Source organism: Micromonospora sp. NBC_00860 (assembly GCF_045207375.1).
Lineage (GTDB): Bacteria > Actinomycetota > Actinomycetes > Mycobacteriales > Micromonosporaceae > Micromonospora > Micromonospora vinacea.
This window is the reverse complement of the sequence record NZ_CP108825.1, coordinates 3,964,518-3,977,842: the sequence shown is the minus strand read 5'-3', so window position 1 is coordinate 3,977,842 and position 13,325 is coordinate 3,964,518. Positions and strand designations below refer to the sequence as shown.

The following is a 13,325-nucleotide window of genomic DNA, read 5'->3' as shown; positions in this document are numbered from 1 at the left end:
GTCAGCGACCGTCGCCGTTCAGCCGGTGGTGGTCCGCGCCTTCGCCGGCACCTGGAGGAGATCCAGGCAGTTGCGCCACAGCGTCTCCAGCTGGGCCGGATCGTTGAGCAACTTCGCGAGCAGGACCCGCCCCTCGATCTGGGCGACGATCGATCGGGCGGCCTCCCGGCTGTCGACCGCCGGGCCTGCCAGACCTCGCTCCTTCGCCTCGACGACGACCCGCTCGATGAGGTTGATCTGCTCCTCGAAGATCTCCTGGAGCCGGCCGCGGATCTCCTCGGCCTGGTTGCTGAGTTCGAGGGCGAGGTTGCCGAAGAGGCAACCGGCGACCACGCCGGCCTTCTGCTGGCCGACGCGCTGGACCTCCTCCGTGGCCTCGAACAGGTCCCGGAGCCGCTGTAGCGGGTCGCGCTCGCTGCCGAGCAACTGCTCCCACTGGCGGCGCTGGGTGACCCAGTGCTCGTCGATGACGGCGCGGGCCAGCGCCTGCTTGGACTCGAAGAAGTAGTAGAAGCTGCCCTTGGGCACACCCGCCGCTGCACAGATCTCGGCCACGCCGAGCGCCGTGTAGCCGCGCTGCTCGATCAGCGTGGCTGCCGCGTCGAGGATCTTGTTCTTCGCGTCACTGGTCCGGCCCATGCCTCGACGATACACGACCGGTCGGCTAGCTTTTAGTAGACCAGTCGTCTAGTGAAGGTGGTTCCGTCATGAACAGCATGAACAGCAGCCAGGGCCAGAAGGTCGTTGTGATCACCGGCGCCTCTCAGGGCATCGGCGCCGACCTCGTGGACGCCTACCGCAAGCTCGGGTACGGCGTCGTGGCGACCTCACGCTCGATCGGCGCGTCCGACGACCCGGAGATCGTCACGGTCCGGGGTGACATCGCCGAGGCCGACACCGCCGAGCGGGTGGTGCGTGCCGCGCTGGACCGCTTCGGGCGGATCGACACACTGGTGAACAACGCCGGCGTCTTCGTCGCCAAGCCGTTCACCGACTACACCGACGAGGAGTTCGACCTGGTCACGGGGGTCAACCTCGCCGGGTTCTTCCACCTCACCCGACGCGTCCTGCCGCACCTGCTGGCCGGGGGCGCGGGGCACATCGTCAGCATCACGACCAGCTTCGTCGACCAGCCCAGTTCGCACGTTCCGTCGGCGCTCGCGTCCCTGACCAAGGGCGGTCTCAGCTCCGCCACCAAGTCTCTGGCCATCGAGTACGCGGCTCGCGGCGTACGGGTCAACGCCGTCGCGCCCGGCATCATCAAGACCCCGATGCACCCGGTCGAGACCCACCAGACGCTCGCGGGCCTGCACCCGGTCGGCCGGATGGGCGAGACCAGCGACGTCGTCGACGCCGTTCTCTACCTCGAGTCAGCCCCGTTCGTCACCGGTGAGATCCTGCACGTCGACGGCGGCCAGAACGCCGGTCACTGACCCCACCCGCACCAGGCTGGCCGCAGATTCCCGCCGATGCGCCGGGCAGGATCCGCACCGCGAGTGCGGATCCTGCCCGGCTGGGCCAGCCTCGTTCGGCTTGGCTAAGCCGCGGGTAACGCGGCGTAGAACTGCCGCAGCGCGTCGGCGACCAGGGTCGGTGCCGTCATGGTCACGAAGTGCGACTGACCCGGCCAGGTGACGCGACGGACCGCCGGAATCGTCCTCGCGAGGGCGTTCATCGTGGTGGGCATCGGCTCCCAGGTGTCCGCGCCGGCCAGCAGGAGAGTCGGCACGGTGATCGAGGACCACCGTGTGATGTCGGTGCTGTCCTGCGCGAGGGCCTCGAGATCGTGCAGCCAGCCCACCGCCGAGCGGCGCGCCTCGACCGGGTCGGGCACCCGATTCCCCGCGCCGACGGCCATCGCGGCGACGATCTCGGCCGGAACCCGCGTCACCTCGTTCAGAGCCGCTGCCATCGCGGCGGCGTCGTCGCGCTCGAAGGCGGCGCGGTACCGGTCGAGCAGCGGCACGATCTCCGCCCCGGCCGCGTAGAGCGGCGGCTCGAAGATCGCCAGGGAGCGTACGTCGCGCGGATCGGCCGAGGTGGTGTGCAACGCCAGAGTCGCCCCGTAGGACGCCCCGACGAGATGGACCGGTCGGCCCGAGGATCGCCGGGCCGCCTCGGTGACGGCGATCAGGTCGGCGGTCTCGGTGCGGAAGGACTTGGTGTCGGCCGGGACGTCGCTGGGACCGTATCCGCGCCGGGCCGGCAGCCACACCTCGTGGTCGCGCGCGAGGTGCTCGGCGACGGCGGCCCAGGAGTGCAACCCACCACCCGAGCCGTGCACCAGGACGACGGGGTCGCCGATGCCCAGGCGTCGTACCACCAGGCGGGTGCCGTCGGCCGATTCGACCGACTGATCGTGGCTGTTCATCGCTGCTCCTGTTTCTCGGTCGGCCAGTTGCTCAACGTGGTGTGCACCGCGTCGAGGATCGACTGCCAGGACGCGTCGACAGCGCGGGGATGCCCGAAACCGTCGACCGTTTCGAGGCTCGTGAAGCCGTGGAAGGTGCTGCGGACGAATCGCATCGCATCGGTCAGGGCTGGCTCGTCGAGCCCGTACCCGCGCAGCATCGCGTAGCTCAGCTCGATCAGGCGCAGGTGCCCGGCCGACCGGGTGCCGACCTCGGGCGGCAGTTGAAGCTGGGTCGCCGCGTACTGCCCCGGATGCGTGACGGCGAACGCGCGCCAGGCGTCGGCGAACCCGACCAGGGCCTGGCGGCCGGCCCGACCCGCCACAGCTATCGCGAGTGCGTCGGCGAACGTGGCCGCCGCCCGGACCGCGACGTGCTCGATCAACGCCTCCCGGCTGCGGACGTGCACGTACAGGGCGGCGTCGGAGACGCCGAAGTGCCGGGCGACGGCCGCGACGGTCAACCGGGACAGGCCGACCGAATCCGCCAGTTCGGCTGCGGCGGCCGAGACGCGCGCGTTGGTCAGACCCTGCCGTGGCATACCGAACCTTTGCTTCATTAGGAAATAACTTAGGGGCCCTAAGATAGCACCGCCCGGCCGGTCGACCGCTGGGTCGGGCAGGCATGAACGTCCCAGTCGGGGGAAGGCCGGCCGTTCCACAGCCGAACAGGAGCGCCGGGATGAGAGCCGTCGTCTACACCGACATCCGGACGGTCGCGGTGCGGGAGGTGCCCGACGCGACCCTGGAGGCGGAGACCGACGCGCTCGTGCGGATAACCTCCACCGCCCTGTGCGGCACCGACCTGCACATGTACGACGGACGCACCAGCGCCGAGCCCGGCATGGTGCTCGGTCACGAACCGTTGGGTGTCGTGCAGGAGGTGGGCGCCGCGGTGCAGACCGTACGGCCGGGCACGCGGGTGGTGATCCCCACGCACCTGTTCTGCGGGACATGTGTGATGTGTGCTCGCGGGCTCTCGGCGGCCTGTCTGCGGGCCCGGGCCGAGGGACCGGGCGCGGCGTACGGGTACGCGGGGATGGGTCCGTACCGGGGTGCGCAGGCCGACCTGCTGCGGGTGCCGTGGGCCGACGCCAACTGCGTACCCCTGCCCGGCGAGCCGGGGGACGCGTACGAGGACGACTTCGTGCTGCTCGCCGACGCGTTCGTCACCGGGTGGCACGCCGCGGCCACCCTCGCCGAGGTCGAGCCCGGTGACACGGTGGCGGTGTTCGGCGCCGGCACCGTCGGTCTGCTCGGCGCCTACTCGGCGCTGCTCAGAGGTGCCCGGGTCGTGTACTCCGTCGACGGCGTCGACGCCCGACTCGACAAGGCCGGCGAGATCGGGGCCGTGCCGATCGACTTCCGCCGGGGCGACCCGGTCGAGCAGATCCGGGCCGACCGGGCACGGACCGGGTTGCCGCTCGGCGAGGAGAAACTGGGCGGGGTCGACAAGGTCATCGACGCGGTCGGTTTCCAGGCCCGCGACCGGGAGCACCCCGACCGGGAGCGCCCGAACCAGGTCATCGCCGACGCGGCCCGGCTCGTCAACGCCGCCGGCGCGATCGCGGTCGCGGGTGTCTACCCGGACCGGGACCCCCACCCCGGCCCCGGCGCGGACGGCCACGAGCACCTGGTCGCGCCCTGGGGAGCGTTGTTCAGCAAGGGGGTCGCCGTCCGGTTCGGCCGCACTCACGACCGCCGCTACACGGTCCTACTGCGGGACCTGGTCGTCGCGGGCCGAGCGCGGCCCAGCATGATCGTCACCCACCACGGCACCCTTGCCGACGCCCCGGAGCTGTATCGCCACTTCGACAGGCGGGAGCACGGCGTGATCAAGGCGGTGCTGCGCCCGAGCTGACCGGTTCGGCCCCGCGTGCGGCGTGCTGTTCCGAACTGCGCTTAACGGACGTTAGGGCACTGGGCCGTCGTCCGGTGACGGTATTCCGAAATGACGATCGCCGATGCGTCCGGCCGGCAGAGGCGTGGGTCACATCAGGTGCCCGAGGCCCGCCGTGTGCCTCGCGCACGCCGTTGCGGCCGGTGCTCGATCACCATCGTTCGATGCCGTGACGTGTGCGCTGTGTTACCGGGCGCACCTCCCCGGCGTGTCTTGCCTGGTGGGAAAGCTGCGGGAATGGCCGGGGTCGATTGGCGCGTTGTCGCAGGTGGGCATGGGTGCTGCGGTCGGACCGGGATGCCGGGAGGGGCTGCGGTGGCCACAGTGACGGGCGAACACTGTGCGACATCTATATTGCCGGATTGTTACCTTTTCAACAGTCCCTCGCCTTGCGGATGGCCCTACGGCCGCAATACGTTGCCGTCAACAACAAAACCAAGTGAAGGTTCAACCTTCCGGAGGCAACCGATGACGTTGGCGAGGTGGTACGAGCGATGAGCGACGTGCCCATCCTCCTTGAGATGCGTTCCATCACCAAGGAGTTCCCCGGAGTCAAGGCCCTCTCCGACGTCAACCTGGTGGTTCGCGCCGGCGAGATCCATGCCATCTGCGGCGAGAACGGCGCGGGCAAGTCCACCCTGATGAAGGTGCTCAGCGGGGTGTACCCGCACGGCACCTACGACGGCAAGATCACCTACCAGGGGTCGGAGAGCAAGTTCTCCGACATCCGGGCCAGTGAGAACGCCGGCATCGTGATCATCCACCAGGAGCTCGCGCTCATTCCAGGAATGTCGATCGCCGAGAACATCTTCCTCGGCAACGAACCGCGCAAGCGGGGCGCGATCGACTGGAAGGCCGCGAACCGGATGGCGCTGGACCTGATGGCCCGGGTCGGTCTGGAAGAGGACCCGGACACCCTGATCAAGGACATCGGGGTCGGCAAGCAGCAGCTCGTGGAGATCGCCAAGGCGTTCGCCAAGGACGTGAAGCTGCTCATCCTCGACGAGCCCACCGCGGCGCTGAACGAGGCCGACTCCAAGCACCTGCTGGACCTGCTGCGCGGGTTCCGCTCCCGCGGCATCACCTCGATCATGATCTCGCACAAGCTGAACGAGATCGAGGCGATCGCCGATCAGATCACCATCCTGCGCGACGGCCGGACCGTGGAGACCCTCGACGTCAAGGCGGACGGGGTCGACGAGGACCGGATCGTGCGGGGCATGGTCGGCCGCGAGCTGAGCAGCCGGTTCCCGGACCACACGCCGAAGATCGGTGACGTCTTCTTCGAGGTCCGCAACTGGAACGTCCGGCACCCGATCTCCGCCGAGCGGCAGGTCTGCAAGAACGAGAGCTTCGTGGTGCGCCGCGGCGAGATCGTCGGCTTCGCCGGTCTCATGGGTGCGGGCCGTACGGAACTCGCGATGAGTGTCTTCGGCCGCTCCTACGGGGTGTACGAGTCGGGCACGATCATCAAGGACGGCAAGGAGATCGTTCTGAAGTCGGTCGCCGACGCGATCGACAACGGCCTCGCGTACGTCAGCGAGGACCGCAAGGCGATCGGCCTCAACCTGCTCGACGACATCAAGACGTCGACGGTGGCCGCCAAGCTGTCCAAGATCTCGCACCACGGCGTCCTGAACGAGGTCGAGGAGTACCAGGCGGCTGAGGCGTACCGCAAGGAGTTGCGGACCAAGGCCCCGACTGTCGACGAGAGCGTCTCCAAGCTCTCCGGCGGCAACCAGCAGAAGGTCGTCCTGGCCAAGTGGATGTTCACCGACCCGGACCTGCTGATCCTCGACGAGCCGACGCGCGGCATCGACGTGGGCGCCAAGTACGAGATCTACGGCATCATCCAGCGGCTCGCCGACCAGGGGAAGGGCGTCATCGTCATCTCCTCGGAGCTGCCTGAGCTGATCGGGCTCTGCGACCGCATCTACACCGTGTTCGAAGGCGCCATCACGGGCGAGATCGCCCGGGCGGACGCCACCCCGGAAAACCTCATGAAGCAGATGACCTCGACGAAGAAGATGGCCACCCGATGAGCCGATTGAAGGACCTTCAGAAGAACCTGTTCGGAGGCACCACCTCCAACGCTCGCCAGTTCGGGATGATCTTCACCCTGGTGGCGATCGTCGTCCTGTTCCAGATCCTGACCGACGGCCTCACCCTTCGGTCGGACAACCTGATCGCGCTGTTCCAGCAGAACTCGTACATTCTGATCCTGGCCATCGGCATGCTCATGGTGATCGTGGCCGGGCACATCGACCTCTCGGTCGGCTCGGTCGCCGCCTTCGCCGGCATCCTGGTCGCCAAGTCGATGACCGAGTGGGACCTGCCCTGGCCCGCTGCCATCGTGTTCGGCCTCGCCATCGGCGCGGTGATCGGCGCCTGGCAGGGCTTCTGGGTGGCCTACATCGGGGTGCCGGCGTTCATCGTCACCCTGGCCGGCATGCTGCTCTTCCGGGGCGGCAACCAGTTCATCGGTAACGCGAGCACCGTCCCGGTGCCGGAGGGCTTCCGGGAGATCGGCTCCGGCTTCCTGCCCGAGTTCGGTCCGAACACCGGCTACAACAACGCCACGCTGCTGCTCGGTCTGGCCGCGGCGTTGGCGGTGGTGTGGCGCGAGATCCAGGCCCGCAAGACCCGACGGGCGATGGACGCCGACCCGGCGCCCATGTGGATCTCCATCCTGCGGATGGCCATCATGGTCGGCGTGATCGCCTTCGCGGCGCTGCGCTTCGCCAGCGGTCGCGTCGGCACCAGCTTCCCGATCTCCGGCATCATCCTGCTGGTTCTGGTGATCGCGTACTCCTTCTACACCCGCAACACGGCCGGTGGCCGGCACATCTACGCGGTGGGCGGCAACTCCCGGGCGGCCGAGCTGTCCGGCGTGAAGCTCAAGCGGGTCAACTTCTTCGTCATGATGAACATGTCCGTCCTGGCCGCGCTGGCCGGCATGATCTTCGTGGCCCGTTCGGCGGCCTCCGGACCGCAGGACGGCAACGGCTGGGAGCTGGACGCCATCGCCGCGGTCTTCATCGGTGGCGCGGCCGTCGCCGGCGGTATCGGCACCATCAGCGGATCCATCGTCGGTGGTCTCGTCATGGCCGTGCTCAACAACGGCCTGCAGCTGATGGGCGTCGGTACCGACCGCGTCCAGATCATCAAGGGTCTGGTCCTGTTGCTGGCCGTCGCGATCGACGTCTACAACAAGAGCCAGGGGCGCTTCTCCATCATCGGGAGCCTGATGCGGCCCTTCCGCCGCGACGACTCCGCCCCACCCACCTCACCGCCGGACGCGGAGCGCGAGCCCGCCAAGGCAGCGGTGTCCGGCTGACGGCCACCGACCTCTCCACCCGCCTCACCATCTAGAAAGGCAAGTCCTCACCATGCGTAAATTCTTCGGCACGTCGGTGGTGGCCATCAGCGCCGCTGCCATGCTGGCCCTCGCCGGCTGCGGTTCCGGCCGCGACGGCGACAGCGGCTCCAGCGGCGAGGCCGCCAAGGGCTTCCCGGCGAACTCGCTGATCGGCGTGGCCCTGCCGGCCAAGACCTCGGAGAACTGGGTCCTCGCCGGTGACCTGTTCAGCAACGGCCTCAAGGAGGCCGGCTTCCAGGGTGACGTGCAGTACGCCGGCGCGTCGACCACTGTCGCCGACCAGCAGGCTCAGATCACCGCCATGGTCACCAAGGGCGCCAAGGTCATCGTCATCGGCGCGACCGACGCCGCGCAGCTGTCGACCCAGGTCGCGGCGGCCCACACGGCCGGCGTGAAGGTCATCGCCTACGACCGGCTCATCACGAACACCCCGGACCTCGACTACTACGTCGCGTTCGACAACTTCAAGGTCGGCCAGCTCCAGGGCCAGGCCCTGCTGGACGGCATGAAGGCCAAGAAGCCGAACGGCCCGTACAACATCGAGCTGTTCTCCGGCTCGCCGGACGACAACAACGCCGGTGTCTTCTTCAACGGCGCGATGGACGTGCTCAAGCCGGAGATCGACAAGGGCAACGTGGTCGTCGCCTCGGGTCAGAAGGACGTCAAGCAGACCGCCATCCAGGGCTGGAAGGCCGAGGGTGCGCAGGCCCGCATGGACCAGCTGCTGACCTCGACCTACGGCAACAAGGAGCTGGACGGCGTCCTCTCCCCGAACGACACGCTGGCCCGCGCCATCCTGACCTCGGTCAAGGGTGCTGGCAAGCCGACCCCGGTCGTCACCGGTCAGGACTCCGAGGTCGAGTCGGTCAAGTCGATCGTCAAGGGCGAGCAGTACATGACGATCAACAAGGACACGCGGAACCTGGTCAAGGAGACCATCAACATGGTCAAGGCTCTCCAGGCCGGTGACAAGCCGCAGGTGAACGACACCAAGTCCTACAACAACGGCAGCAAGGTCGTCGACACGTACCTGCTCCCGCCGGTCGCCGTCACCAAGGCGAACGCGGCTGAGGCGTACGCCAACGACCCGAAGCTCGCGCCGCTCACCAAGTAGTCACCGCACGGTAGGTAGTAACGCCGATGGGTCCCGGGTCTCCTCTACCGGGACCCATCGTCGTCCCTGCACCCCCGCACCAACCGGCCTCGACCCGGAAGGAGGTCTGACCGTGGCGATACCAGTACGGGCCAGGCCAGCCGGCGTCGGCCGCAACGCCGAGTCCCCGCTGCCGTCGGTCCCCGGCGCCAGCCAGGAGGAGATCCGGCGGCAGAACCTCGGCGCTGTGCTGCGCTACGTCCACCTGCACGGACCGACGTCCCGGGCCGAGCTGACCAGCCGGCTCGGCCTCAACCGAAGCACCATCGGTGCCCTCGCGGCCGACCTGGTCACCAGCGGCCTGGTCACCGAGGAGGCACCGACCACCGCCCGCCGCGCCGGCCGCCCCTCACTGGTGGTCAGCCCCCGCTCCGACCGGGTCTACGCCCACGCGTTGAGCATCGACGCGGACCGGCTGCGTGCCGCCCGGGTCGGCCTCGGCGGGCAGATCCTCGACCTGCGGGAGATCCCCCGACCCAGCGGCATGTCGGCGATCGACGCCGTCGGACCCCTCGCCGACCTGGTCCGCGACATGGAACGCACGGTGGCCGGCGACGCGCTGCTGGTCGGCGGCGCCGCCGCGGTCACCGACACCACCCGTGACCCGGACGGCAGGATCCGGATCGCCAGCATCGACGAGACGTTCGGCGCAGCGCTGGAGGCGGAGTTCAGCTCCGGCCCCGGTTTCGTGGCCGGTGACCTGGCCGACATCGCCGGTCTGGCCGAGCACGTCCGGGGCGTCGCGGTCGGCATCGACGACGTCATCTACCTGCACGGCGACCTGGGCATCAGCGCCGGCATCATCGTCGGTGGCCGACTGGTGATCGGCCACCGGGGTCACAGCGGCAAGGTCGGCCACATGGTCGTCAACCCCAACGGCCTGCCCTGCGGCTGCGGTTCACGCGGCTGTTGGGAGACCGAGATCTCCGAAGCCGCGCTGTTGCGGCACGCCGGCCGTGACCCGAGCGACCGCGCGGCGGTGGCCGAGGTCCTGCGCGCGGCGGAGAACGGCGACCCGACCGCCCGCGCGGCGGTCGAGCAGGTGGCGGACTGGCTCGGCTTCGGCGTGGCGAACCTGGTCAACGTGGTCAACCCGGACGCCGTGGTGTTCGGCGGCTCGTTGCGCGACATCTTCACCGCCGGGGCGGACCTGGTTCGGGACCGGCTGGACACCATGCCACTGCCCGCCTCCCGCGAGCACCTGCGGTTGCGCGCGGCGGCACTCGGCCGCGACGCCGTCCTGATCGGTGCCGCCGAGTTGGCGTTCGACAAACTCCTGGCCGACCCGCTGAACGTCGGCGTCGCGGGCCAGGTCGGGACCAACGAGCCCGGCTAGTCGCGACCACCCACCCCGTGCCCGCCGGTTCCTGCGGGCTCCCACTCTGAACTCCCTCGGTGTGCTGGTGGGCGCCGACGACCCACCATTCCCGTACCGCCTACCGTATGTTGTACGGTAGCGCCGTTGGCAACGTTGGGGGAGGGAGCGCTGTGACGACAAGAGGCAACGCGATAGCGGCGGAAGGGCTGCGTAAGCGGTATCGGGACCGCTACGCGCTGGACGGCTTCGACCTGCGGGTGCCGCAGGGAACGGTGTGCGGCCTGCTCGGCCCGAACGGCGCCGGCAAGACCACATCGGTACGGATCCTGTCCACCCTGCTGCGGCTGGACGAGGGTCGTGCCGAGGTCGCCGGGTTCGACGTGACCCGCCAGCCCGACCAGGTGCGCTACCGCATCGGGCTGGTGGGGCAGCATCCCGCGCTCGACGAGGCGCTGAGCGGTCGGCAGAACCTGGTGCTCTTCGGTCGGCTGTTCCACCTCGGTCGCCGCCGCGCCCGGCAGCGGGCTGTCGAGCTGCTGGAACGTTTTGGTCTCGTCGACGCCGCCGAGCAGCCGGTCAGCACGTACTCAGGAGGGATGCGCCGACGGCTCGACCTGGCGGCCGGCATGATCCTGGCCCCCGCGGTCCTCTTCCTCGACGAGCCCACCACAGGGCTCGACCCGCGCGGGCGCAACGAGGTGTGGGAGTCGGTCCGGGAGTTGGTGCGCACCGGCACCACAGTGCTGCTCACCACCCAGCAACTGGACGAGGCCGACCAACTCGCCGACCGGATCTCGGTGGTCGAGGCCGGCCGGGTGATCGCCGAGGGGACGCCGGACGACCTGAAGACCCGGCTCGGCGGCGACCGGATCGAGGTGGTCGTCGCGGCACCCACCGACCTCGCCGCCGCCGTCGCCGAGGTACGCCGGGCGGCCGACGACGAACCGACTGTCGACGTGGACCGGCGGATGGTGAGCGTCCGGGTCGGTCACCAGGCCGGTGCGCTCGTCGACGTGTTGCGGGCGCTCGACGCCGTCAACGTCCCGGTGGCGGACGTCGCGCTGCGCCGACCGACCCTGGACGACGTGTTCCTGCACCTCACCGGCCGCCGGGCAGCAACCGCTGAGGTGTCGGCATGAGCGCGGTGAGCATGCCGGCACCGGCGGTGGACCTGACGCCCGGCCGGCCCGCCCTGCTGGCCGACAGCGGCACCCTGATCTGGCGCAACCTGGCCCGGTGGCGACGCGATCCCGGCCCGCTGATCGCCTCGCTCGGCTTCAACATCCTGATCGTGCTGATGTTCGCCTACCTGTTCGGCGGCGCGTTGCAGGTGCCCGGCGGTGGCAGCTATCGCGAGTTCCTGATGCCCGGCATGTTCGTGATGACCATGGTCTTCGGCATCAGCCTCACCACGATGGCCGTCGCCGAGGACCTGGAGCGCGGGGTGACCGACCGGCTCCGATCGATGCCCGTCTCCCCGCTGGCGCCGCTGGCGGCCCGGGCGGTGGCCGACATGCTGTTCGCGCTGGTCACCCTCGGAGTCCTGCTGCTGACCGGTCTGGCGATCGGGTGGCGGGCGCACGGCGGGGCCGGCGCCACGCTGGCGGCGGTGGGGTTGATCCTGCTGCTGCGCTTCGCCCTGATCTGGGTCGGCATCTTCCTCGGACTGGTCACCCGTGGGCAGACGGCCGTGGTGGCCGTGCAGACCCTGGAGTTTCCGCTCGGCTTCCTCTCCAACGCGTTCGTCGCACCGTCCACCATGCCCGCCTGGCTCGGTGCGGTGGCCGCGTGGAACCCGCTGTCGGCGACCGTCGGCGCCACCCGCGAGCTGTTCGGCAACCCCGGTTGGGGCGGTGACTCCTGGGCGGCGCAGCACTACCCGTGGCTGGCGGTGCTCTGGCCGCTCGTCCTGGTCGCGGTCTTCCTGCCGCTCTCGGTCGCGCGGTACCGGCGGCTGGCCGGCTGAGCCCGGCCGGCCGAGGAATCCGACTCTCTGGGCCCGTTCGATGTCGGTGAGCGCCGTTAGGCTCGCCGGCGTGGACGTGCACCGACTCGATCGGGCCCAGGCGCGGCGGATCGCCATCCGGGCCCAACTGTTGGCCGATCCGCGCCCGGCCGACCTGCTGACAGTGGTCCGCCAGCTGACCCTGGTGCAGATCGACCCGACCGCCGCCGTCGCACCCAGCGCCGACCTGGTCTGCTGGAGCAGGCTCGGCTCGTCGTACCAGCCCGCGCAGATGCGGGAGGCCCTCGAACGGGACCGGACGCTCTTCGAGCACCAGGCAATGGTGCGACCGATGGACGACCTGGGGCTCTTCCTCGCGGCGATGGCGGCGTCGCCCGGTCATGAGCGCCACTGCGAGTGGCTGCGCGCCAACGACTCGTTCCGACGCGACGTGCTCGACCTGCTCGGCCGCTCCGGTCCGCTGCTCTCCCGCGACATCCCGGACACGAGCGTCGTGCCCTGGCCGTCGTCGGGCTGGACCAACAACCGCAACGTCACCCAGATGCTGGAGTTCCTGGTCCTGCGCGGCGAGGTCGCGATCGCCGGCCGTCAGGGCCGACAGCGGCTCTGGGACGTGGCCGAGCGGGTCTACCCGGCCGACGTGCCCGTCGTCGAGCTGGAGCCGGCGCGTCTGCTGCGCAACGAGCGACGGCTGCGGGCGCTGGGCATCGCACGGGCGAAGGCGGTGGTGGTCCCCGGCGAGCCGGCCGAGGTCGGCGCCGCCGGCGAGCCGGCGATCATTGAGGGCGTCGCGGGGGAGTGGCGGGTGGACCCGGCCGCGCTCGGGCAGCCCTTCACCGGGCGTACGGCGCTGTTGTCGCCGTTCGACCGGCTGGTGCACGACCGGGTCCGCCTCGCCGACCTCTTCGAGTACGAGTACGTGCTGGAGATGTACAAGCCCAGGGCGAATCGACGGTGGGGTTACTTCGCGCTGCCGATCCTGCACGGCGATCGGCTGGTCGGAAAGGTGGACGCCACGGCCGAGCGTCGGCGTGGCACGCTCACCGTGCACGCCATCCACGAGGACGTGCCCTTCACACCCGAGGTGACCCGGGCCGTGCACGAGGAGTTGCACGACCTGGCGTCCTGGCTGTCGCTGACCGTCGGGGGCCTGCGCTGACGGGTGCTCGCCGAGGCCCCCGCTCCCCGACGAGCACCCG

At 69.7% G+C, this 13,325-nt stretch carries 12 protein-coding genes; 9 read left to right on the top strand and 3 right to left on the bottom strand.

Translation table 11 applies throughout. The annotated features are described in order from the left end of the window. Nucleotides 1-18: 18 nt before the first annotated feature. Entirely contained in the window at nt 19-639 is a 621-nt protein-coding gene (locus tag OH804_RS18195; RefSeq protein ID WP_196922002.1) for a TetR/AcrR family transcriptional regulator, read from the bottom strand. Between the two features lie 68 nt (nt 640-707). Between OH804_RS18195 and OH804_RS18190 the strand changes: the two genes are divergently transcribed. Beyond that, nucleotides 708-1,433 (top strand): SDR family NAD(P)-dependent oxidoreductase, encoded by a 726-nt coding sequence (locus OH804_RS18190; RefSeq protein WP_231392572.1) that lies wholly within the window; start codon nt 708-710, stop codon nt 1,431-1,433. Nucleotides 1,434-1,537: 104 nt separating this feature from the next. On the opposite strand, the gene OH804_RS18185 is transcribed toward OH804_RS18190, so the two are convergent. Continuing rightward, entirely contained in the window at nt 1,538-2,371 is an 834-nt protein-coding gene (locus OH804_RS18185) for an alpha/beta fold hydrolase (RefSeq protein ID WP_406058307.1), read from the bottom strand. Continuing rightward, the gene (locus OH804_RS18180; RefSeq protein ID WP_196922004.1) at nt 2,368-2,952 is read right to left on the bottom strand and encodes a TetR/AcrR family transcriptional regulator; all 585 of its coding nucleotides are present in this window, start codon (nt 2,950-2,952) and stop codon (nt 2,368-2,370) included. Before OH804_RS18180 ends, OH804_RS18185 begins: the two co-directional genes overlap by 4 nt. 140 nt (nt 2,953-3,092) lie before the next feature. Between OH804_RS18180 and OH804_RS18175 the strand changes: the two genes are divergently transcribed. From OH804_RS18175 to OH804_RS18140, 8 genes are all read left to right on the top strand, one after another. Further along, nucleotides 3,093-4,271 (top strand): glutathione-independent formaldehyde dehydrogenase, encoded by a 1,179-nt coding sequence (locus OH804_RS18175; RefSeq protein ID WP_406058304.1) that lies wholly within the window; start codon nt 3,093-3,095, stop codon nt 4,269-4,271. A gap of 533 nt (nt 4,272-4,804) precedes the next feature. Continuing rightward, nucleotides 4,805-6,352 (top strand): multiple monosaccharide ABC transporter ATP-binding protein, encoded by a 1,548-nt coding sequence (gene mmsA / locus OH804_RS18170; protein ID WP_406058302.1) that lies wholly within the window; start codon nt 4,805-4,807, stop codon nt 6,350-6,352. Beyond that, nucleotides 6,349-7,647 (top strand): multiple monosaccharide ABC transporter permease, encoded by a 1,299-nt coding sequence (gene mmsB, locus OH804_RS18165; protein ID WP_196922007.1) that lies wholly within the window; start codon nt 6,349-6,351, stop codon nt 7,645-7,647. Before mmsA ends, mmsB begins: the two co-directional genes overlap by 4 nt. A 52-nt stretch (nt 7,648-7,699) precedes the next feature. Next, the gene (locus OH804_RS18160) at nt 7,700-8,803 is read left to right on the top strand and encodes a sugar-binding protein (RefSeq protein WP_196922008.1); all 1,104 of its coding nucleotides are present in this window, start codon (nt 7,700-7,702) and stop codon (nt 8,801-8,803) included. A 112-nt stretch (nt 8,804-8,915) separates the two neighbouring features. After that, entirely contained in the window at nt 8,916-10,178 is a 1,263-nt protein-coding gene (locus OH804_RS18155) for an ROK family transcriptional regulator (protein ID WP_196922009.1), read from the top strand. A 152-nt stretch (nt 10,179-10,330) separates the two neighbouring features. Next, nucleotides 10,331-11,299: an ATP-binding cassette domain-containing protein gene (locus OH804_RS18150; protein ID WP_406058299.1), complete on the top strand. Its 969-nt coding sequence runs from the start codon at nt 10,331-10,333 to the stop codon at nt 11,297-11,299. Then, nucleotides 11,296-12,126: an ABC transporter permease gene (locus tag OH804_RS18145; protein ID WP_196922011.1), complete on the top strand. Its 831-nt coding sequence runs from the start codon at nt 11,296-11,298 to the stop codon at nt 12,124-12,126. Before OH804_RS18150 ends, OH804_RS18145 begins: the two co-directional genes overlap by 4 nt. A gap of 70 nt (nt 12,127-12,196) precedes the next feature. Next, entirely contained in the window at nt 12,197-13,285 is a 1,089-nt protein-coding gene (locus tag OH804_RS18140; RefSeq protein WP_406058297.1) for a DNA glycosylase AlkZ-like family protein, read from the top strand. The last annotated feature ends 40 nt before the right edge of the window (nt 13,286-13,325 follow it).